This is a genomic window from Bacillus sp. RCC_6_1, from assembly GCF_041360755.1.
Lineage (GTDB): Bacteria > Bacillota > Bacilli > Bacillales > Bacillaceae_G > Bacillus_A > Bacillus_A cereus.
The window spans coordinates 741,014-761,863 of record NZ_JBFUPV010000001.1 but is presented as its reverse complement, the minus strand read 5'-3'; the positions used below and the strand labels follow the sequence as shown (position 1 = coordinate 761,863).

Sequence of the window (20,850 nt, the reverse complement as noted above, 5' to 3'; positions counted from 1 at the left end):
GATTAATGAAATAAAATGTACACTAAATTAAAGAGTGACTATATAAATAGTGTACTACATGAATTAAATTACAGACTTGAGAAAGTTTTCTTTGAATGCATAGTTATGTGAGAAAATGGCTAAGGGAAAGTATTCCATTACATACAAAAAATAAAAAAGATGAGAGAAAAAATTTTCTCAGACGTTATATAGGGTGTAAAAGCTTTTACAAAACAATAAGGGGAATCGCTACATGAAATCAAATGAGAAAAATTTTATAAAAAGATTACAGCGGCAAAAAGAAGACGCGTTAGAATTCGTTGTCGATACATACTTACCACTCATAAAGGGGATCACGCATAAAGTTCTACTTCCCATTCAAAATGATGGACTCATAGAGGAATGTATAAACGATATATTTCTTTCCATTTGGAATAACGCAAATAAATTCCATGGAGAGCCGAGTGATTTTAAAAAGTGGATTGCAGCGATTGCGAAGTTTAAAGCAATTGATTATTACCGGAAATCGACTAAAACAGTAGAAATCATTTCAGATGAGTTTCATATCAGTACAGAAAAATCAGCAGAAGACGAATTAATCGTTATGGAAGATAGGGAAGAATTATTGAAGCTCATTAATCAATTAGAACCGCTAGATCAAAAGGTGTTCATTATGAAATATTTACTTGGTATGAAGACAGAGGAAATAGGTGACAAGTTAGGATTAACTCGGGCAGCAATTGATAATCGAGTGTACCGGGGGAAAAAGAAACTACAACAAAATGCTACGAATATTAGTTTTGGAGGTAGTGCAATATGAAAGACATTTATGAACTATTAAATGATATTGATATAGATGAAAAAGAACTAGAAGAAATTGAGGCTTCTGAAATTGAAAAGGAAAAAGTAAAACGAAATGTAAAACAATCGATACGTACGAAGAAAAAGATGAAAAGTTGGAAAAAAGGTGTCGCTACTGCATCTGTTTTAGTAGGGTTATCAGTTGCAACACTCGGTATTGGATTTCCTACATACGCTGGAGGACTACCAATAGTAGGGGACATATTCCGATTTTTAGATAATGGTAGAACGGGGTTATATGAAAATTATAAAGAGTTTTCGACTGAATTGAATATGACGAGAGAGAGTAATGGGGTTAAGGTTACCATTAATGATGCGGTGTTCGATGGTAGAACAATTACAATCACATATTCTATTGAGAGTGATAAAGATTTAGGGGAGAAGCCAAATATATTTGGATATCCGCAGGTGATGGGGTTTAATGGCGGGGGAGGAAGCTCTCAAGTAACAAAAGTTGGAGAGAAAAAGTACGTAGGTATGACTACGATGAGTGGGAATAGTAGTAAAAGGTTAGATGTTGCAAATGTTTGGTGGGATATGGAAGAAATTGAGATGGATTATAAAGGTAATTCAATTAAGGGGAATTGGAATTTCGCACTTAGTTTAAAGGCAATGAATAGTAAGGAAATAAAGGTTAATGGGGTTTCTGAAAATGAATTAATAAAAGTAAATATAGACAAAATGGAAGTAACCCCGATGTCATTTATCGTTTTTTTCAATCAGGAAGAATCTAAGGTATTAAGAAGTATATGGGATAGTGCGGATGTTGAGTTAGAAATAAAAGATGATTTAGGAAATCATTATGCTGGTGAAGGAAATGGCGGAAGTAGTACAGTAGCAGAGCCACATAAAAGTAGTTGGAGTGCCACCTTCCAAAAACTAAACGAAAATGCAACAAAGCTTATCGTTACACCTCGCGTGCACTTGCGAGTACATACACCTGAAAATCATGGTGGAGTAGAGTATGTGAATGGGAAAGAGAAGAAAATAGAAGTGCCGAAAAAAGAAGCGAAGAGCAAAGATATTGTGTTAGATGATATTGTCATTGATTTAAAGAAATAAAAGAGAGACTGCCTAAAATCATTTAGGCAGTCTTTTTTCGTTAAGAACTAGTGACGAATAGTGCATGCGGATGCTGCGTTTTATACTCATCTTTCCACGGAATGTTTAGTTGTTCCCACGATTCGCCGCTATCATTGGATTGAAAGACTCCATTGTTATTTAACGTGTAAAACGTATGTGGTTCGGCTTCGTTTGTAGCAAACATCGAAATGACTGTACCGATTGCAGATGGTAGTCCTTGTTGTACTTGCTGGAAAGGAGTATCTTTCGTTTTTCGATAAATATAAGACTCATAAGGGATACGATGATGAGCGAGATCAGCACTTGGCGCGGCAGAAACGAGAATCGTATCACAATCAGCTGGATCAATAGCCATGCTGTATAAATAATGATGTTCAAGTCCTGCACTACATGAGATCCAGCTGTTTCCATTGTTATAACTCTCAAGATAAGCACGATCAGGTCCGCCCATAAATCCGTCACCACATGATGCATAAAGGCGATTTGGTGCTTCAGGGTGCATAAGTAATTGATGAGCATCGATAGGAGCACCGAATTTTTTATCAATCCATGTATGCCCTTTATCATTACTTTGAATAACAGCACCAGCTTCGATTGAAACGTGTATTGTATTAGGGTTGTTTGGATCAACTGTAATCCAGCGTACGTGATGGGTAAAAGGTCTAGGCGGGAAAGCCCATGTATAAGAAGATAATAATGATTTCATATTTTTAAGTTCAGTCCACGTTTCACCACCATTTTCAGAGCGAAATAAAGCGCTCGGTTCTGTGCCGACATAAACGACCCCATATCCGTTAACTTGTTCATTTGAGCTTATTGTTATGGAAGTGATAGAGGAGTGCAAAATACCATCTTCTTTAGGGAAATCAAAGTAACGATAAGAATCTCCAATTGGTCGCCATGAATCCCCACTATCGTCACTTAACCATAGACCTCGTCCAAATGTTCCGCAATATACACGATTCTTTTGAAATGGATCAACAGCGATACAGGTAGGTTGCATATTTTGTAAGTGATAAGTCGTTTCATAGTTATCATTGTGTTCTTTCACTACAACAAGTTCACGTTCCATACAGAGAAATAAACGTTTCATTTAAGTAACCTCCTTAAAAATTCTTTCATTAGTAAACAATATGAAAATAAAAAAGAAGTAGTCTTGTTTTATTTGAGAAAAAGGGATTGTTTAAAAAATAGCGAAGTGTGTATACAGAGGAAGCGGGCGTTTACAATCAGTCAATTCGGGATAAAGATGGGGAGTTTGTTTCATACTAACATACAGATATTGTACTTAAAGGAGTATAAGTATGGGACATTTGCATGATCATGGTCATTCAAAAAATAAAAAGGCGTTACTAATTGCCTTCCTACTAACAACAAGTTTTATGATTGCAGAAGTTGTTGGTGGATTTGTAACAAATAGCTTAGCACTACTATCTGACGCGGGGCATATGCTAAGTGATGCAGTATCTTTAGCTTTAAGTTTACTTGCGTTTAAACTCGGAGAAAAAACAGCAACAACTGCGAAAACATACGGGTATAAGCGAGTCGAAATGTTAGCAGCATTATGTAACGGTGTCGTTCTTATTGTCATTTCGGTATACATTTTTATTGAAGCAATCCGTCGTTTTAAAGAACCAGTTGAGATTGCTAGTAATGGGATGCTCATTATTGCAGTCCTTGGTCTGCTTATTAATATTTTATCAGCTTGGATATTAATGAGAGGCGGAGATGTGAAAGGTAATTTGAATTTAAGAAGTGCTTTCCTGCACGTACTAGGCGATCTATTGGGTTCCGTCGGAGCGATTATTGCTGCGTTACTTATTAAATTTTTCGGATGGACTGCTGCAGATGCGATTGCTAGTATTCTTGTGTCTATTTTAGTCATTATTAGTGGATGGCGTGTAACACGTGATACGGTTCATATATTAATGGAAGGTGCACCACAGCACATAAATGTTGAAGAGGTAAAAAGTACGTTATTAAATATTCCGATTGTCAAAGAAGTTCATGATTTGCACATATGGTCTGTCACATCAGATTTTCAAGTATTAACATGTCATCTTATTATTAAAGGGAATGAAACGCAAAGTGTATTAAAAGAGGCTACGTATGTATTAAAGGAGAAATTTCATGTAGAACATGTCACCATTCAAGTAGAAATAGATGGTGAATTTAATCATGATGAGACAACTTGCAAAGTATGAAAGAAAAAGGATAAGAAAAAGTGTCATAACATTTTTCGCACGCCATACATATATATAATGTGGCCACAAGTACTTTGCAAGGTAAATATTTCATGAAATTACTTTACTTATAAAGAGTCATCTTTTATAATCAAAAGTGGTAATTGATAGAGATTATCATTTTCAATGATCGTAGAAAGGAGTTTTTTAAAAGATGAGTAGTCAACTCCGTTTTGCTGTTGAAAATCGTAAGAGGCATTTAATTGATGAGTTAATTGGAGCAGGTGTGTTTAAGATTCGCGACCGACAATTATACGAGCTGTCTTTAGAGGAATTGGAAAAAGAGTACGAAGATATGGAAGATTATGCGAATATTCAGGTGTAGCTATATAGATTAGTAAAAGGAGAGCTGGTTACGATTTTGTGTAACCAGCTCTCTTTTTATTTCGTAGAAATTATTTTTTGTATTTCTTTCATGGGACGGAGCCAGTTTTGGGTCATTATTTGTTCCATTTGTTTTTCGTCCTGCTTCTGTAATGCTTGAATGATAGAGTGATGTTCTTCAATAGATTGACTTGCTGGAACAAAGTTTTGGAAAAACAAATATTCAAGACGTAAAACGTGAAGTTGCATATTTTCTAGAAAGGGTTCAATATATTGGTTTTTAGCAATAGAAGAAATTGTATTGTGGAATTGTATATCTAATTCTAAAGCTTGTTTTGCGTTTTTTTTCTCTATAGATTGCTGAAAATGCTCATTTATTTCAGAAAGTAGTTGAATATCAGCGTTTGTAATGTTTTGAAGAGCTTGCTTTCCTATAATAGAGTGAAGACCAGCCATCGTTTCATAAATGATAAATACGTCGTCTAACTTAATAGGAGCAATTTTCGTTTTTTGCCCTGGTACCATTTCCACTAATCCAGAAAGCTCTAATATTTGAAGTGCTTCTCTTACAGGTGTTCTGCTTACTCCTAGTGCCTCAGCCAATTCCCCATCATTAATTTTTTCATTGGGCTTCAGTACACCTTCAATAATCCAATTTTGTAGTTGATTTAAAACGAGTGATTTTGCTGAAACTCTTCCTGGTTTTTTATAACTTTGAGGGACAGGCATAGTGAATTCAATCCTTTCATTGTATATTTTCCTTTTTTGCATGAACAAGCTTTAATTTTTGTTTCCCTTCATCCGGCTTTTGGCTTAAGATGAGCACCATTACAATGACACAAAAAGCGCCTAATAACTGAAAAGATTGAAATGGCACTTGCAATATAAGTACAGAAGAAATAATAGCTGCGAGTGGTTCTGTGCAACCAAATAATGTTGTTTCTTTCGGAGTCAGGTATCGTATGCTGTCTAAGTATAAATAAAAGGCAATAAGTGTCCCGAAAATGACGACAAATGTGATGAGCGGTAGGGTACTTAGTTTTACATATTTCATAGTTGATAATAAAATGAATTCGTTTGTAGAAATAAAGTGTACAATCGTTACACCAATACCCCCAATAATCATGCCCCATCCAACGATAACGGAGGAAGACCATTTTTCTAACAATTCCTTTGAATATAAACTATAAAAAGCGAGAGATAATCCAGATAAAATCCCCCAAATAATAGCTGGTGTAGAAACAGCCAAGTTATGAACAGACCCGTTTGTTAGTAAGAGAAAAGTGCCTACTAATGAAAGGGTAATTGAAATGAAATCAATTTTTGATGGACGAACGTTCCATTTGAAAAGTAAGTATACAGTGATGAATATAGGAGCTAAATATTGTAATAATGTTGCCACGGCAGCATTTCCTTCTTTAATTGAAGCGAAATACGTATACTGTACAGCAAGCATACCGAATAGACCAAACAAAATCATTTTAATAGCATCAGATTTTTGTTTCCAAATGCTAAATATCTCTTTTTTTCTCGTTCCGAATGAGGAAATAATGAGCAAAATAATTCCAGATATAAGTAAACGGATCGTAACTAACCATTCGGTTGAAACATTGTCATATTGAAAAAGTTGTTGTGCAGCTGTACCAGACAAGCCCCATAAACAAGCACCGATTATGACCATTATAATTCCTTTTAATCGATTTGAATCCATATGATCTAACATTCTCCTTTCTAAAAATACAAATTGAATACAATATGCAATATATCACAGAATGACGTGTTAATAAACTGAATTTTCTAATTTGTTTTTTATGTATAGTAAAATATTGTAGAGGAGGGGGAGTATATGTTAGCTGGATTTTTAGTTTATTTATTTGTTGGGTTACTTATCATTTTTTTAGGGTATCAAATACATGTGAAAAAGGGGGTGTTTTTGTTAGCAGGATATCAAGAAGAAACGTTTGTTGGAGATAAAAATAAATTAGCGAATCTTTCAGGAGCATTTTCTTATATAGTTGGAGTTGCTACTATAATATTACCGCTTGGCTTAGAAAAAATAGGTAATGTAGTTGGTATCGTATATGCTATATTAATTGTTTTAGGTACAATTGTATTCATAATTAAAGCAAACTTATTAAATAAGAGTACTATAAAGTAAAAAGGCTTCATTCTACTGAAGCCTTTTATTAATTGTTATGAAGTATAAGTAAAAGCTGGAATAGGATCAACAAATATATCCCAATCTTGTTTCATTTCTTTCTCTGTTAATAGACAACTATCTAATGATTGTTCAATTAAAGAACGGTTCATATCAATTCCGATAAATACGAGTTCGGTTATTCGATCTCCATATTGTTTATCCCAGTTTTTCAATACTTCTGGTTCTTCTGTAATCATTTGATTTCTTTCAGTTTCAGGTAATGCCGCTATCCACTCACCGGCTCCTTGAATTGTAATAGAGGAACCTGCTTGAGATAGAAGCCCTATCATATTATTACGAGATGCCAGCCAGAAGAATCCTTTCGCTCTTACAACATCTAAAGGCCATCTTTTTAGCCAATTCATAAGGCGCTCGGGATGGAAAGGATATTTGCGGCGGTAAACAAAGGAATTGATACCGTATTCTTCCGTTTCCGGTGTATGATGGTCACTATTTAATTCTTGTATCCAGCCGGCCGATTGACTGGCTTCTTCATAATTAAATAGATTTGTGTTTAAAATTTCTTGTAATGGTACTTTGCTAAACGAAGATTCAAGAACTTTTGCATTAGGATTTAATTTTTTTAGTAAATGATGAAGCTCTATCACATCTTCTTTTTCTAGCAAATCTATCTTATTAAGAATAATTACGTTTGCAAATTCAATTTGATCTATTAATAAATCAATAACTTCCCGGGTATCATTCTCATCGATTGCTTGTTTTCGGTCTAATAAACTTTCTCCATCTGCAAAATCATCCCAAAATCTATTTGCATCTACAACTGTAACCATCGTATCGAGGCGACAATTTTTCGTTAAATCAATGTTAAGAACTTCGTCTGTATAAGTAAACGTTTGAGCAACTGGAATAGGCTCACTTATACCAGAAGATTCAATAATAATATAGTCAATATCACCATTTTCCACAAGACGATTCACTTCTATCATTAAATCTTCTCGTAGTGTACAACAAATACAGCCATTTTGAATCTCTACTAGTTTTTCCTCCGTACGTGAAAAACCACCCTTTTTTATAAGAGATGCATCAATGTTTACTTCGCTCATATCATTAACGATAACAGCTACTTTTAAGTTATTCTTATTAGTCAAAATGTGATGTAGTAAGGTAGTTTTTCCAGATCCTAAAAAACCACTTAATACAGTGATAGGTACTTTTTTCATGAAACGATCTCTCCTTTAAATCGTAATGATTACGTTTTATATTAAACGATAGGAAAAGAAAAATCAATAATAAATCATAATGATTACGATTTAAGAATAGAAATAGACTATAAAATTTGTGCTGTAGTATGAAGCATTTGGACAAGCACATGTTTACATGTAAATAAAATGGAGGCGAGAAGCTTGGTCTTTAATAGAGTTTCAAAAGAATTAGTAGGCATAGCTCTTATCGCTATGTTTCTCTTTTTATTATTTTTTGTAGATTTTACAAGTCTAGTAAATTTGCACACAAATATACCGCAGGAATGGCTGAATGTGAATACGGTATTTTTAAGTATCATTTTTGAAGCAATACCTTTTATTTTATTAGGGGTAATTGTTTCTTCATGTATTCAAGTGTTTGTGACGGAAGATATGATTCAAAAAGTCATGCCGAAATCTCCAATTGTTGCAATGATTCCAGCAGTATTTGTGGGAGTTCTTTTTCCAATGTGTGAATGTGTCATTATACCAATTGTAAGAAGACTCATTCAAAAAGGGCTACCACTTCATGTAGGCATTGTTATTTTATTGAGTGCACCCATTATGAATCCAGTTGTTCTTTTATCTACTGTATATGCGTTTCCAAAAAATGATTACGTTGTATATGCACGCTTTGGGATAACAATTTTAGTTGCTCTATTTATAGGGCTAATTGTGTATTACTGCTATCGCGAAAGAAATGTTTTAAAAGACGTAGAGGTTTCAGTTCAAATAAGCAAAAAAAAGAGTTGGAAAGATGTTATGAATCACATTGTAGATGAGTTTTTTGATACTGGTAAATATTTATTGATAGGTGCTTTTTTAGCAAGTGTATTTCAGACGTTTTTTGATCGGAATATACTGGATGCAGTAGCACATAACGAAGTAATTGCCCCTTTTATTATGATGGGATTTGGTTATGTTTTATCAATTTGCTCTGCAGCCGATGCTTTTATAGCTGCATCTTTTGGACATGTTTTCTCGGTAAAGGCACTTCTCGCATTTCTTGTGTTTGGGCCTATGCTTGATATGAAAAATACGTTAATGCTATTTGCGTATTTTCAAAAGAAATTTGTATTCTTTTTGATGGGAATTGTCATTGTATCTGTGTATACCATCCTGCAAATCATAATGTTATAGGAGGTGAGAAAGAATGGAGAAAGAGGAGCAGAAGGCGTATCATCGCTATATACGTGGCATTATTTTAATTGGTTTAGCAATGCTCTTATTTAAACTACTTGTAACAGGAAATATTTATAATTTTATCGCTCCAAAAATGATCAAATTTACGTATATAGCTTTTGTAGTAATTTTAATTTTTGGTATTGTACAAGTTTGGGGAGATGGAAGAGAAAAACAGCATGATTGTAATTGTTGTAAACATCATACAACATCAAAATCAGGGATAAAAAGTTTCTTTGTATATGTTTTATTTGTTGTTCCGATAGTTAGTGCTTTTCTCTTTGGAAGTGTAACAATTGATGGAAGTTTAGCAGGAAAAAGGGGTATAAATCAAAGTGTACAGGCGAGAAGTCTGGAAAGAAACGAAAAAGAGGGGAAACAGGTTAAGTTTGATGAGCGAGAAGTATTAGTTGATTCAGAAGAAACATCAAATTTAGCAACGACTTATAAAACGGAAGAGCAAGTAGTAAAAAGTATGTTAGGACAGCGTAAACTACAAGTAAAGGATAAGGATTATGTTCAAACAATGAATGTAATTGGTCAAAATATTAATTGGTTTAAAGGGAAAGAAATTACATTTTTAGGGTTTATATATAAGGATAAAGATGTGACGGGTAATAAAGCAGTAGTGGCTCGATATGGCATAACTTGTTGTATTGCGGATGCATCAGTCTGGGGGATGATTGTTACCGGGAAAAATATTGAAAAAATTCCAGAAGAAACATGGGTGAAAATAACAGGATTATTAGATGAAACGACATATAAAGGAACAGTCTTTCCACTTGTAAAAGTAAACAAAATCGAGAAAATTAATAAGCCAACTGACCCATATGTATATGATGCTTTACCTCAATAGAAAAGAATAAATTCTTCATATTTTCATGAAATAGAATCATAATCAAGGCGATAAAAAAATAAAGATAAGAGTAATTTGGTTTGTTAAAAATATGTGCAGAAGGAGTTATGCGATGAACTGGGTTACTCATAAACCATCATTTGAATTTGAAACATTTAGTCCTATTATTCGGTCACAATCTGCGTGGAGTGGACATTTAGATTTTGCATATGACTTAGTACGATTTGAAAAACCAGAAACTTTAGTTGAGTTAGGTACACATTTAGGAGCTTCCTTTTTTAGTTTTTGTCAGGGAGTAAAAGATGGAGGGTTATCGACTAAATGCTTTGCAGTAGATACTTGGGCTGGAGATGGGCATACAGGTCCATATGGAGAAGGGGTTTTTCAAATAGTAGAAAAAGTAGTGAGCGATAACTACCTTAATATAGGAAATTTAATTCGATCTACTTTTGATGATGCTGTAGACCGGTTTCAAGATGAAACGATAAATCTTTTGCATATTGATGGCTATCATACGTATGAAGCTGTTTCTCACGATTATAATACATGGCTACCGAAAGTCGCGAAAAACGGTATTGTATTATTTCATGATATTGAAGTTAGAAGTAGTGATTTCGGCGTATATAAGTTTTGGGATGAGGTAAAAGCGAAGTACCCTCATTTTCAATTTTCGCATTCATATGGACTGGGAGTGTTATTTCCGAAGGGTTGTAGTGATAAGTTTGAGGAAATACTTAAAAATAAAGAAGAAATACAAAATATGTATAAATAAAGGTAGGGCATGCATCATTTTAATGATGTGTGCCCTATTTTTGTGTGGGAAATTATGGTGTGAATTAAAAAGTGAAGATAGTTGTAAAAAGTTTTGTTGCAGCAAATATTAAAAAAGTTAGTATGGGATTTTTCTTTGTAAATAAAGTGAAGCTTTAATACGTTCATATCAATTCGGAATTTTACAGTAGTTAATTTCTTACCTAAGTGCTTTGCACTTACTGAATTTTGAGACGGGGGTCTTATTGGCCGAAAATATCGGGATAAATAAAAATACAACATTTTTTATATTTTTCATTGCGAAAAACGTAATCTACTTTTACAATAGAAAGGGTTGTGAATATATTATACTGGAAAAATAAATCGAAATAATATGAAAATTTTGTTTTGTCTTCGCTAATTGTATATTACATACATGTAAGACGACATACGTCATGTTATCGACTTGTAAGGAGAGAAAAAAATGAAAAGTGTAAGATTACCATCGATGCTAGAAATCATAGTTCTTTTATTACTATTTCTTGCTGTTGTCTTTTCCTTCCAAACGATTTTTGATCTCCCAATTCAATTAGCGCTATTTATTTCATGGTTTTTAGTAATTGCGCTTGGATTAAGATTAGGATTTCGTTATCAAGAATTGCAAGATGCAATTACGAAAGGGATTTCTAACGGATTAGAAGCGATACTGATTTTAGTTGCAGTAGGTGCTTTAATTGGAACATGGATTGCTGGTGGGGTAGTACCAACATTAATCTATTATGGATTAGAATTTATTCACCCTAGCATATTCCTATTAGCAACATTAATTATTTGTTCTATAACTTCTATCGCAACAGGAACGTCTTGGGGAACAGTGGGAACAGCAGGTATTGCTATGATGGCGATTGGTGAAGGACTTGGTTTACCACTTCCGCTTGTTGCTGGTGCAGTTCTTTCAGGAGCTTATTTCGGCGACAAATTATCACCACTTTCTGATAGCACAGTTCTTGCAGCTTCTATGGCGAAAGTAGATGTTATTGCTCACGTTCGAGCTATGCTCGTATTAGATGTTCCAGCTTATATTATTACTAGTATTATGTTTACTGTAGCTGGTTGGATGTATGGCGGCGATAATGTAGATTTGAATCGAGTAGAATTTTTAAAAGAAGCTTTATTAAAGCAATTTGATATTAAAATATGGATGCTTGTTCCGGCGGTCATTGTTATCGTTCTATTAGCGATGAAGAAACCGTCTATGCCAACAATTGCAATGGGAGCTTTAATTGGTGCAATTTGGGCAACCCTTTTCCAAGGGATGAACTTTGGAGAGGCGATTGGAACAGCTTATAACGGATTCTCAATTCAATCTGGTGTTGAGTTTGTTGACAAGTTATTAAACCGTGGTGGAATTAACGGCATGCTTGGCTCAGTAGCCGTTATTATTTTCGGTTTAGGATTTGGTGGATTACTTGAAAAACTAGGTGTTTTAAAAGTAATCGTATCAAAATTTGAGAAGAAATTAAATTCTGCAGGTAATGTAACATTGTCTACATTAATCGTGGCATTCTTAGCTAATATATTTGGTTGTGCGATGTATGTATCACTAATTTTAACACCAAAAATTATGGAAGATAGCTATGATAAATTAAAAATAGACCGTCGTGTATTAGCGCGTAACTCAGAAGTAGGTGGAACGTTAACTTCAGGTATGGTTCCATGGTCTGATAATGGTATTTTTATGGCTGGTATTTTAGGTGTAGCAACGTTCTCATACGTTCCGTTTATGTGGTTAAGCTTCGTATCGTTAATTTTAGCAGTTATTTACGGATATACAGGCAAATTCATCTGGTATGTAGATGATGCAGATAAAGGAAAGCAAGCATCATAAAATAAAAATCACCTTCTACAATATGTAGAAGGTGATTTTTTTATTTTTTAATAGCATTTGCTGAAGTTATTTCATTCTCATATTTAGCAATTTTTTGTTGTATCTTTTTTAAGTTTTTTTCAGTGTCTTGAATGAGCTGTAAGACATTGGTCTCCTGTTGTTTCATTAATTCTAACCTTTGAAGGATGGTAGATTCTCCTTCCATAGACCAGTCGATAAATTGTTTTATTTTTTGAATTGGCATACCAGTGTTTTTTAAACACAAAATCATCTCTAAATATTTCAGTGCTTCTTCATCAAAAACTCGATCTCCTTTTTCGTTTCTTTGCAGAAAAGGAAACAGTCCTTGTTTATCGTAATAACGTATTTGAGAAATAGTTAAGTGTTGCATTTTGGCGACTTGCCCAATTGTATAATACATATCATTCATCCTTTTATTACCAAGGTATAATGCCATCTTTGTTAAGTATTTTACCATTATAGTTTGTTTCACTTAATGCATATTTAATAATAATTTTAGCACTTTCAGTGGTTGTATGGCCACCGGGGGAATTTCCATTAAGATCCGTAGTTGTAAAACCAGGAGTTACCCCAAATACTTCTGGACCGTTAGTGGCAAATTCTTTACTAAAAGCTAATGTTAAAGCATTAATAGCTGTTTTTGAAGAATTATATCCTAGTGTATTAATTGGATGTGTTTCACCATTAGCAAACATTGTTAGTGAGGCCATGTCAGTTGTTACATTTATTATTTTACTGTTGCTTGAATTCTTTAATAATGGTAAAAAGGCTTGCATCATTTGGAAAGTTCCAAAAAAATTAACTTCAAATCCTTGGCGTAAAGTTTCAATATTTAATTCACTAGGTAGCATATTGAAGTCTAGCGCTATGCCTGCATTATTAATTAATAAATGTAAGTGATCAGTCGTTTCGTAAATTTTCTTTGTTGCTTCTTGAATGGATTGTGAATTTGAAATATCTACTTGAATATAGGAAACGTTTGAAACATTTAAAGATTCTACGGCTTGTTGTCCAAGTTGTTCATTACGAGCACCTAAAAATACGTGATAATCTTTTTCTGCTAATTGACGAACAAGTTCATATCCAATTCCTTTATTCGCACCTGTTATAAAAGCATATTTTTTCATATTGAATTCCTCCAGTAATGTTATAGTAGGTTACAATGGAAAGGATACAGCCTAAACTTAAGTTTAGGTCAAGAGGAATTTTTTTAAATAAATATAGAATATCTATATATAAGAGTGAGAATTCTTATCATTTAAGAGAAAGTCTGTTATTATAAGAGATGTAGGTATTATATTTTCAAGGGGATGAAAACATGGAGTACAGAATTGAAAGAGATACATTAGGAGAAATAAAAGTTCCAGCTGATAAATTATGGGCAGCACAAACACAACGTAGTAAAGAAAACTTTCCAATTGGAACAGAGCAAATGCCGCTTGAAATTGTAAAAGCATTTGCAATTTTAAAGAAGAGTGCAGCGCTTAGCAATCAAAAATTAGGAAAGCTATCAGAAGAAAAAGCAGAAGCAATTGTAGAAGCTGCGGATGAAGTGATTGCAGGGAAATGGAATGAACATTTTCCGCTTGTCGTATGGCAAACAGGTAGTGGTACACAGTCAAACATGAATGTGAATGAAGTAATTGCAAATCGTGGGAATCAAATTTTGAAAGAGAAGGGATCTGACGTACATATTCATCCGAATGATGATGTGAACATGTCACAAAGTTCAAATGATACATTTCCAACGGCGCTTCATGTAGCTTGTGTAATCGCAGTAGAAAATCACGTATTACCAGCAATTACGAAATTAAAAGAAACTTTAGCAGAAAAAGTAACTGCATTTGAACATATTATAAAAATTGGTCGTACACATTTACAAGATGCAACGCCGTTAACTTTAGGGCAAGAAATTAGCGGATGGCACCGTATGCTTGAAAAAACAGAGCGTATGATTGCAGAGAGCAATACATATATGAAAGAGTTAGCAATTGGTGGAACTGCGGTTGGAACAGGTATTAATGCTCATCCTAAATTTGGTGAGATGGTATCAGAGGAAATTAGTCAATTTACAGGTAAACAATTTGTTTCTGCACCAAATAAGTTCCATGCATTAACGAGCCATGATGAAGTTGTATATACTCACGGTGCATTAAAAGCATTAGCTGCGGATCTAATGAAGATCGCTAACGATGTACGTTGGCTTGCAAGTGGTCCACGTAGTGGTCTTGGAGAAATTATTATTCCAGCAAATGAACCGGGAAGCTCTATTATGCCAGGTAAAGTAAATCCAACGCAAAGTGAAGCGTTAACGATGGTTGTAGCGCAAGTAATGGGGAATGATGCAACAATCGGATTTGCTGCGAGCCAAGGTAACTTTGAGTTAAATGTATTTAAACCTGTTATTGCTTATAACTTCTTACAATCAGCTCACTTATTAGCGGATGCAATTGTTTCGTTTAATGACAATTGTGCAGTTGGTATTGAAGCAGATGAAGAAGTAATTAATGAAAATGTGAATCGCTCACTAATGCTTGTAACAGCGCTAAACCCACATATCGGATATGAAAATGCAGCGAAAATTGCGAAGCATGCTCATAAAGAAGGATTAACTTTAAAAGAAGCAGCATTACAATCTGGGCTACTAACAGAAGAGCAATTTGATGAAATTGTAGATCCAAAGAAAATGATTGCTCCAAAAGAGTAATAGAAAAAGCCAGGGTTCTTAGTATAGAATCTTGGCTTTTTTGATGTTCATTTTTATGTTTCATCTACTTGCAATACTACAAGCTTCAAAATATATTATTTGTTAGCAGGCGTATTCATTACTTTCATCTGTGGGCAGTTCTCTTTTAAGAGTGAAATGAATTTTTCTTCTTCTAGTGGTATGAAAGTGGTCACTGAGTCAAATAAATTGTAATGGATTTCTAATTGTTGTCTAGTCCATTTTTTTGAATGAAGTTTTTTACCAGAGTATTTAACGTGACGAATATCTTCAAATGGAATTTCAGTATGAAAAATGAAACCGTGTTTTACAACAAGAGATGATTCCGTTACGTTGTAGTGAGAGAAATAGAATGAAGAAAGATTCACGATATTTAGCAGCATCATGAGAGTGAAAAAAATAGAATTTTCATTTTGGAAGAATAACGAAACGAAAAAAATAATTATAAATAATGTAATGAAAATGACGTGGAATGGATTTTTTTTCGCTTTAAATTTCAAGTTAGTCACCTCGGTATACTTGTTCTTTAACTAAATTAAATCATAACATTGTGATAAAACGTGTGAATATGCAGAATTGCATATTCACACGTTTTATTATTCATGTAAAATTTCTTGATGGGATAAATTCAAAAGAAGTTTTGTAATAGTGGAGTGGCATAAAGTGACTTACAAGAATAGAAAGATAGCGTTAGTCATAATTAGTTGTATGATGATTATGAGTAGTTGTGCTAATAAATTTGTTGAAGATAGAAATCGAAAGCATACATTTGTACAAGCAAGTAAGGTTTTAGTAGAGACTGTAAATAGAATATATAAAAAGTAAAGGATGTTTTCTTATACGAAAACATCTTTTTTGTAGTTAAAATTGAATACTGAAGTTTTGTAATGAGTGAATACCAGTTCCATATTCACTAATCGCATATGCGTTCTGTGCAATTTACTTAACGGTAAACCAAGGGTCTTGAAGAATATTCATGTTCTATTTTACATCCTATAAAATGAATTTGTATAAACATATTCGCTTTTCGTTGTATTAAATCCTTTCGATAGATGTTTTTATAAAAGTTTATAAAATGGGCAAACGAAACGTTGAAATGTTTGTTTGTGTTGTGATAAGATGATGAAGTGATAATAAACGATATAGCGATTTGTTTGGTTTTTAAATAAACATTTTGAAGGAGTGTTTAGTATGAGCGATATTTCAGAGAAGTTTTGGGATGCGTCAATAGAGGAATTAAAGAAAGGGTATGTGTTTGATGAAGAAAAAGAGGGGTACATTTGCTTAGCTTGTGGTGAAACATTTATTAAAGGTGTTATTTATCAAGATAATCAAGTTTTGTATGAAGCAGAGAAGTTCGTCCAATTGCATATTCAAAATGAGCATACGTCTATGTTTGATTATTTGCTAAATATGGATAAGAAATTTACTGGATTAACGGATTTACAAAAGAAAATGGTTCAGTTTTTCTATATGGGACTGAATGATAAAGAAATTGTAAAAGAGATGGATGGCGGAAGTACATCAACAATTCGTAATCATCGATTTACACTGCGAGAGAAAATGAAACAAGCAAAAGTATTTTTAGCGCTAATGGAATTATCAGAAGAAAAATCAAAAGTACAAACGAAATTTGTGCCAATTCATAGAACAGCAACGATGGTAGATGATCGATACAATATTACGGAAGAAGAAAATGATGAAGTATTAAAAGCTCATTTTACAGAAGGGTTAGATGGACCTCTCTCTAAATTTCCGAAGAAACAAAAGCGTAAATTAATTATATTGCGCCATTTAGTGAAGAAGTTTGATAGTAATAAAAAGTATACTGAAAAAGAAGTAAATACAGTGATAGAAAATGTATACCCTGATTTTGTAACATTAAGAAGATATTTAATCGAATATGGATTTTTAGATCGAACAGCCGATGGAAGTCAATATTGGGTGAAGTTATAATCATACGAAAAGAAAATGAATAGAAGCACAGTATTATAACAACTATACAAAGAGATAGAGATTGAAAATAGATGTTTAATAAAAGGAGAAATGAAATTTGAAACCACCTGCAGATAACAATAAAGAAGGTGCGGAGTCACATAAGTTGGAAAGTGAGAGTAAACCGATTTGGAAATCGATGTCGATGTTTTTAGTACCGTTATTATTAAGTAATGTACTACAATCAGTTGGACAATTATTTGGTATGGTAGTAGTAGGAAGATGGCTTGGAGTTAATGATTTAGCGGCTATATCAGCATTCTTCCCATTATTTTTCTTGCTCGTTTCATTTGTAATTGGTATCGGTTCAGGAAGCTCTATTTTAATTGGTCAGGCGTTTGGTGCTAAAAACGAAGATCGTTTAAAAGCTATCGTTGGTACGACGCTGACATTTATCTTTATTATTGGAGTTGTGTTGGCGATAATAGGAAGTATTTTTGCGATGGATATTATGCGTCTAATGGGAACACCAGAAAATATTATTGAAATAAGTGTACATTATGCACGGATTTTATTTATATCGATGCCAGTATTATTTTTATATTTCGCATATACAACATTTATGAGAGGTACAGGAGATTCTAAAACGCCATTTTACTTTTTAATTGTAAGTACAGCACTAAATATGATTTTATTACCGGTTCTTATTTTTGGATGGTTAGGAGCTCCGAAATTAGATGTGTATGGAGCAGCCTATGCCTCTGTTATATCTACAGTTATTACGTTTATTGTCATGCTTGTGTATTTAAAGAAGAAAAATCACCCATTACAACTAGATGGAACGGTTAGAAAATACCTTCGAATGGATGGGGAGTTATTAAAGCTATTGCTAAGGCTCGGTATACCGGCAAGTATAAATATGATATTAGTTTCATTATCTGAGATTGCCGTAATCGCATTTGTAAATCGTTACGGTTCGGATGCAACAGCTGCTTACGGCGTTGTGAATCAAGTTGCAAGTTATGTACAAATGCCAGCAGTTAGCCTTGGTATTACAGTTTCTATTTTTGCAGCACAATCAATTGGGGCGAATCAATTTGATCGATTGCAGAAAGTTGTGAAGGCCGGAATTATTATGAACTACGTCATCGGTGGTGTGTTAATATCTCTTATTTATTTATTCTCAAGAGACATTTTATCACTATTTTTAACGAGTCAAACTACAATTGAAATTGCTCATAGCTTAGTTATGATTACGTTATGGAGTTATTTAATTTTCGGTCATGCACAAATTATTAGTGCGACAATGCGAGCGAGCGGTACAGTACTTTGGCCAACTGTTATTGGAGTTGTTTCAATTTGGCTTGTAGAAGTACCCGTAGCATATTATCTTTCTTACCATACAAGTCTTGGAATAGAAGGTATCTGGATTGGGTATCCAGCAGCATTTATTGTCAGCTTACTATTGCAGTATGCATATTATAAGCTTTCATGGCAAAAGAAACGAATTACACGATTAGTTAGTTAAATAGAAAAAATGTCCCTAAGTTATTAGACTTAGGGACATTTTTTCTTAAGTGCAGGTTTACAAATAGCTTTTTAAAGTTATATCAAAATGTTGTCTAATGAGAGTTTTATCACTCATATAAAACTCCCACGCTTTTTCTGATTCACCGATAATCTCAAAGGATTCCTCTGTAATATATAAAGCGCAATTATCCTCCAGTGCAATTCCTTCTATATTCCCTTGATGATTTTGTAAAAAGGAATGGAAGGCGTTCATTCTGTTTAATTGATTATAATGTGGACAAAATCTTTTATTAACAATCCCCCATCCATTACTCTCTATATAACCAGAACCTTCATAATCTGATCGGATACTAGACGTGAACCAACACATAGCACCAGCGCTATAACCAGCAATAAGTGTTCCTTGTTGCAGAGCCAATAATAATTTTTCATCAAGTCTATGTTCTTTCCATTGCGTAAGCATGTGAATATAGTTTCCGCCACCCAGATAAATTAAATCGACTGAATGAATCATCTCGTCTATTTCATACTTAGAAGGTGAATCTGTTGTAATGCGTAAAATTTGTACTTCACAATGTAATTGTTTTTCAAACGTGTCTAAAAATAATTTTATATAGCTTTCATCATCATGACTAGCCGTTGGAATAAACAATACTTTTGGATACTGTTTATTTGTTAATTCTATAAGGCGTTCATTAATAGGCAAGTGATTTGAATCTTGTAAATCACCGCCACCAATGACAGCTAATTTCATAGTAAAGCACCACCTAATTATTTTTGTTATATAAAAATTCGATAGAAGAGAGTTACATTCCTTCTCTATATGTAATGAATAAGTAGAAAATGTAGTTTAAGTATATCGGGATAGTAAAGAAACTACTGACTATATATACCAATGAATTAGAAACCATTCATTGATATATAATATTTCATACTAATGTTTCAAAAAATGGAAAAAATATGTTTAAATAGATGTAATGAAGCATTCATTCATATTGAATTTATACTTATATTTTAAAAGGGTATCGGAAATAATAGCGATTTTCTAAAACAGTTTTTACTTTTAATAGGAAGTTGTATTACAATATGGTAAAATTATTTCAATATATTTATTTAATATGAAATACAAAGAAGGAGCGTGAAAAAAGTGGATTTTCGATTTGAATTTACAACGAAGCTGAAAGAATACTTAGACGATGAGAAGGATGAAAAAATAATAAAAGATGGACATAGAGATGTAATTTTTCACTATTTATATGCGTTAGAGACTGAAATTGGCGTTGTTAAAAATCCTAATTTTACTTTTTTTGCATCAGGAAGACGTTCACATATAGTGTTAGAAAACGTTGAATTTAAAACAGAAGTGAATGTGAAAAGTAATATAATCGAAATTGTAAAAATAGTGGATAATGTAGTTATTCCGTTAGATACTATCGTAGCGAAAGATCGGGAATTATTTGCCCTTGGGCGTAATGAGAAGTTTAGTGTACAAATATTAGAGCAGTATCTCTTTGATACATTTGGAGATAAGTTAGGCTTATAATGAATAGAATGATGTACGTATTTATAGGTACTGAATTTTAGTTTATATTACTCGCGTTTGACCTCTCATTTAATTTGTACTACAATTCGTAGTGTGAAAGGAGTCATACGATGTTTACGCAAAACTATAGGTTAAATGAGCAAGGATTAAATCATTTCTTTGGACCGCTTGAAGCGAAAATTATGGAGATTATTTGGTCTACTGAAGGTATTACTATTAAAGAAGTGCAGCAGAAATTAAGTGAAGAATCACCTGTGAATTTTAACACTGTTATGACAGTTATGAACAGGTTAGTAGAGAAATTACACTTAGAAAAACAGACTGTAAAAAGAAGTGGCATATATCGTGCTGTACAAACAAAAGAAGAATTCTTATCCAATCAAACGAAGAAAATGACACAGGAATTAGTGGGGGAATTTGGAGATTTAGTTGTAACTCATATGATAGATGAGCTAGAGCAGGCTGATCCGAATTTAATAAAAAAATTAGAAGACAAATTGAATCAGTTAAAAAAAGAGGATCGATGAA

Annotated in this window: 23 protein-coding genes; 15 read left to right on the top strand and 8 right to left on the bottom strand. The window is 33.4% G+C overall.

Annotation, left to right across the window (positions count from 1 at the left end; genetic code table 11):
• Positions 1-232: 232 nt before the first annotated feature.
• Entirely contained in the window at positions 233-799 is a 567-nt protein-coding gene (locus AB6801_RS03705; RefSeq protein WP_000840007.1) for a sigma-70 family RNA polymerase sigma factor, read from the top strand.
• On the top strand, positions 796-1,902 hold the full coding sequence (locus AB6801_RS03700) for a DUF4179 domain-containing protein (RefSeq protein WP_097999147.1): 1,107 nt from the start codon (positions 796-798) through the stop codon (positions 1,900-1,902). The genes AB6801_RS03705 and AB6801_RS03700 overlap by 4 nt, the downstream gene beginning before the upstream one ends.
• 40 nt (positions 1,903-1,942) lie before the next feature.
• Here AB6801_RS03700 and AB6801_RS03695 read toward each other — a convergent pair whose 3' ends face one another.
• Positions 1,943-3,016, bottom strand: coding sequence for a WD40/YVTN/BNR-like repeat-containing protein (locus tag AB6801_RS03695; protein WP_000825299.1), 1,074 nt, complete (start codon positions 3,014-3,016; stop codon positions 1,943-1,945).
• 211 nt (positions 3,017-3,227) lie between these two features.
• Between AB6801_RS03695 and AB6801_RS03690 the strand changes: the two genes are divergently transcribed.
• Both AB6801_RS03690 and fbpA read left to right on the top strand, forming a co-directional pair.
• Positions 3,228-4,127, top strand: a complete 900-nt coding sequence (locus AB6801_RS03690) for a cation diffusion facilitator family transporter (RefSeq protein ID WP_000509923.1) — start codon at positions 3,228-3,230, stop codon at positions 4,125-4,127.
• Positions 4,128-4,320: 193 nt separating this feature from the next.
• Positions 4,321-4,491, top strand: coding sequence for a Fur-regulated basic protein FbpA (gene fbpA / locus AB6801_RS03685; RefSeq protein ID WP_070757109.1), 171 nt, complete (start codon positions 4,321-4,323; stop codon positions 4,489-4,491).
• A 56-nt stretch (positions 4,492-4,547) separates the two neighbouring features.
• Here the strand turns inward: fbpA and AB6801_RS03680 are convergent, their stop codons facing one another.
• Positions 4,548-5,219 (bottom strand): GntR family transcriptional regulator, encoded by a 672-nt coding sequence (locus AB6801_RS03680; protein WP_097999191.1) that lies wholly within the window; start codon positions 5,217-5,219, stop codon positions 4,548-4,550.
• Positions 5,220-5,235: 16 nt separating this feature from the next.
• Positions 5,236-6,201 carry a DMT family transporter gene (locus AB6801_RS03675; RefSeq protein ID WP_000378087.1) on the bottom strand — a complete coding sequence of 322 codons (966 nt, stop codon included), beginning with the start codon at positions 6,199-6,201 and terminating at the stop codon, positions 5,236-5,238.
• Positions 6,202-6,336: 135 nt separating this feature from the next.
• Between AB6801_RS03675 and AB6801_RS03670 the strand changes: the two genes are divergently transcribed.
• Complete coding sequence (locus tag AB6801_RS03670; protein ID WP_097999148.1) at positions 6,337-6,648, top strand: DUF3784 domain-containing protein; 312 nt, start codon at positions 6,337-6,339, stop codon at positions 6,646-6,648.
• Between the two features lie 35 nt (positions 6,649-6,683).
• Here AB6801_RS03670 and AB6801_RS03665 read toward each other — a convergent pair whose 3' ends face one another.
• A complete protein-coding gene (locus AB6801_RS03665) occupies positions 6,684-7,871 on the bottom strand; it encodes a GTP-binding protein (protein WP_097999149.1) in 1,188 nt (395 codons plus the stop codon).
• A 168-nt stretch (positions 7,872-8,039) separates the two neighbouring features.
• Here AB6801_RS03665 and AB6801_RS03660 point away from each other — a divergent pair, with 168 nt between their 5' ends.
• The 4 genes from AB6801_RS03660 (at position 8,040) to nhaC (ending at position 12,568) form a co-directional block, all read left to right on the top strand.
• The gene (locus tag AB6801_RS03660) at positions 8,040-9,032 is read left to right on the top strand and encodes a permease (RefSeq protein ID WP_170950075.1); all 993 of its coding nucleotides are present in this window, start codon (positions 8,040-8,042) and stop codon (positions 9,030-9,032) included.
• A 13-nt stretch (positions 9,033-9,045) separates the two neighbouring features.
• Entirely contained in the window at positions 9,046-9,930 is an 885-nt protein-coding gene (locus AB6801_RS03655) for a TIGR03943 family putative permease subunit (RefSeq protein ID WP_097999150.1), read from the top strand.
• Between the two features lie 112 nt (positions 9,931-10,042).
• Entirely contained in the window at positions 10,043-10,702 is a 660-nt protein-coding gene (locus AB6801_RS03650; protein WP_097999151.1) for a class I SAM-dependent methyltransferase, read from the top strand.
• Positions 10,703-11,164: 462 nt separating this feature from the next.
• Positions 11,165-12,568, top strand: a complete 1,404-nt coding sequence (gene nhaC, locus AB6801_RS03645) for a Na+/H+ antiporter NhaC (RefSeq protein WP_000843992.1) — start codon at positions 11,165-11,167, stop codon at positions 12,566-12,568.
• A 40-nt stretch (positions 12,569-12,608) separates the two neighbouring features.
• Here the strand turns inward: nhaC and AB6801_RS03640 are convergent, their stop codons facing one another.
• Both AB6801_RS03640 and AB6801_RS03635 read right to left on the bottom strand, forming a co-directional pair.
• A complete protein-coding gene (locus AB6801_RS03640; RefSeq protein ID WP_000291861.1) occupies positions 12,609-12,989 on the bottom strand; it encodes a MerR family transcriptional regulator in 381 nt (126 codons plus the stop codon).
• A 16-nt stretch (positions 12,990-13,005) separates the two neighbouring features.
• Entirely contained in the window at positions 13,006-13,716 is a 711-nt protein-coding gene (locus AB6801_RS03635; RefSeq protein WP_000759549.1) for an SDR family NAD(P)-dependent oxidoreductase, read from the bottom strand.
• A gap of 191 nt (positions 13,717-13,907) precedes the next feature.
• On the opposite strand from AB6801_RS03635, the gene fumC reads away from it, so the two are divergent.
• Positions 13,908-15,296, top strand: a complete 1,389-nt coding sequence (fumC, locus tag AB6801_RS03630) for a class II fumarate hydratase (RefSeq protein ID WP_000456608.1) — start codon at positions 13,908-13,910, stop codon at positions 15,294-15,296.
• Between the two features lie 95 nt (positions 15,297-15,391).
• Here fumC and AB6801_RS03625 read toward each other — a convergent pair whose 3' ends face one another.
• Entirely contained in the window at positions 15,392-15,814 is a 423-nt protein-coding gene (locus tag AB6801_RS03625; RefSeq protein ID WP_000669070.1) for a PH domain-containing protein, read from the bottom strand.
• 163 nt (positions 15,815-15,977) lie between these two features.
• On the opposite strand from AB6801_RS03625, the gene AB6801_RS03620 reads away from it, so the two are divergent.
• From AB6801_RS03620 to AB6801_RS03610, 3 genes are all read left to right on the top strand, one after another.
• On the top strand, positions 15,978-16,139 hold the full coding sequence (locus tag AB6801_RS03620; protein ID WP_000221432.1) for a hypothetical protein: 162 nt from the start codon (positions 15,978-15,980) through the stop codon (positions 16,137-16,139).
• 366 nt (positions 16,140-16,505) lie between these two features.
• Positions 16,506-17,270, top strand: a complete 765-nt coding sequence (locus AB6801_RS03615) for a DUF2087 domain-containing protein (protein ID WP_001280278.1) — start codon at positions 16,506-16,508, stop codon at positions 17,268-17,270.
• Positions 17,271-17,367: 97 nt separating this feature from the next.
• Positions 17,368-18,777, top strand: coding sequence for an MATE family efflux transporter (locus AB6801_RS03610; RefSeq protein WP_097999152.1), 1,410 nt, complete (start codon positions 17,368-17,370; stop codon positions 18,775-18,777).
• 57 nt (positions 18,778-18,834) lie between these two features.
• Here the strand turns inward: AB6801_RS03610 and AB6801_RS03605 are convergent, their stop codons facing one another.
• Positions 18,835-19,533: a peptidase E gene (locus tag AB6801_RS03605; RefSeq protein ID WP_087948134.1), complete on the bottom strand. Its 699-nt coding sequence runs from the start codon at positions 19,531-19,533 to the stop codon at positions 18,835-18,837.
• 393 nt (positions 19,534-19,926) lie between these two features.
• Between AB6801_RS03605 and AB6801_RS03600 the strand changes: the two genes are divergently transcribed.
• Positions 19,927-20,322: a DUF3942 family protein gene (locus AB6801_RS03600; protein ID WP_016109724.1), complete on the top strand. Its 396-nt coding sequence runs from the start codon at positions 19,927-19,929 to the stop codon at positions 20,320-20,322.
• Between the two features lie 110 nt (positions 20,323-20,432).
• A complete protein-coding gene (locus AB6801_RS03595; RefSeq protein WP_044584297.1) occupies positions 20,433-20,849 on the top strand; it encodes a BlaI/MecI/CopY family transcriptional regulator in 417 nt (138 codons plus the stop codon).
• Position 20,850: the final 1 nt, after the last annotated feature.

What these genes read in the sequence shown, in the direction of transcription:
- AB6801_RS03675 (WP_000378087.1), bottom strand. Translation starts at nt 6,201, where the DNA reads ATGGATTCAAATCGATTAAAAGGAATTATAATGGTCATAATCGGTGCT.
- fbpA (WP_070757109.1), top strand. Translation starts at nt 4,321, where the DNA reads ATGAGTAGTCAACTCCGTTTTGCTGTTGAAAATCGTAAGAGGCATTTA.
- AB6801_RS03655 (WP_097999150.1), top strand. Translation starts at nt 9,046, where the DNA reads ATGGAGAAAGAGGAGCAGAAGGCGTATCATCGCTATATACGTGGCATT.
- AB6801_RS03615 (WP_001280278.1), top strand. Translation starts at nt 16,506, where the DNA reads ATGAGCGATATTTCAGAGAAGTTTTGGGATGCGTCAATAGAGGAATTA.
- fumC (WP_000456608.1), top strand. Translation starts at nt 13,908, where the DNA reads ATGGAGTACAGAATTGAAAGAGATACATTAGGAGAAATAAAAGTTCCA.
- AB6801_RS03700 (WP_097999147.1), top strand. Translation starts at nt 796, where the DNA reads ATGAAAGACATTTATGAACTATTAAATGATATTGATATAGATGAAAAA.
- AB6801_RS03705 (WP_000840007.1), top strand. Translation starts at nt 233, where the DNA reads ATGAAATCAAATGAGAAAAATTTTATAAAAAGATTACAGCGGCAAAAA.
- AB6801_RS03690 (WP_000509923.1), top strand. Translation starts at nt 3,228, where the DNA reads ATGGGACATTTGCATGATCATGGTCATTCAAAAAATAAAAAGGCGTTA.
- nhaC (WP_000843992.1), top strand. Translation starts at nt 11,165, where the DNA reads ATGAAAAGTGTAAGATTACCATCGATGCTAGAAATCATAGTTCTTTTA.
- AB6801_RS03680 (WP_097999191.1), bottom strand. Translation starts at nt 5,219, where the DNA reads ATGCCTGTCCCTCAAAGTTATAAAAAACCAGGAAGAGTTTCAGCAAAA.
- AB6801_RS03605 (WP_087948134.1), bottom strand. Translation starts at nt 19,533, where the DNA reads ATGAAATTAGCTGTCATTGGTGGCGGTGATTTACAAGATTCAAATCAC.
- AB6801_RS03650 (WP_097999151.1), top strand. Translation starts at nt 10,043, where the DNA reads ATGAACTGGGTTACTCATAAACCATCATTTGAATTTGAAACATTTAGT.
- AB6801_RS03640 (WP_000291861.1), bottom strand. Translation starts at nt 12,989, where the DNA reads ATGTATTATACAATTGGGCAAGTCGCCAAAATGCAACACTTAACTATT.
- AB6801_RS03635 (WP_000759549.1), bottom strand. Translation starts at nt 13,716, where the DNA reads ATGAAAAAATATGCTTTTATAACAGGTGCGAATAAAGGAATTGGATAT.
- AB6801_RS03665 (WP_097999149.1), bottom strand. Translation starts at nt 7,871, where the DNA reads ATGAAAAAAGTACCTATCACTGTATTAAGTGGTTTTTTAGGATCTGGA.
- AB6801_RS03595 (WP_044584297.1), top strand. Translation starts at nt 20,433, where the DNA reads ATGTTTACGCAAAACTATAGGTTAAATGAGCAAGGATTAAATCATTTC.
- AB6801_RS03660 (WP_170950075.1), top strand. Translation starts at nt 8,040, where the DNA reads ATGGAGGCGAGAAGCTTGGTCTTTAATAGAGTTTCAAAAGAATTAGTA.
- AB6801_RS03695 (WP_000825299.1), bottom strand. Translation starts at nt 3,016, where the DNA reads ATGAAACGTTTATTTCTCTGTATGGAACGTGAACTTGTTGTAGTGAAA.
- AB6801_RS03670 (WP_097999148.1), top strand. Translation starts at nt 6,337, where the DNA reads ATGTTAGCTGGATTTTTAGTTTATTTATTTGTTGGGTTACTTATCATT.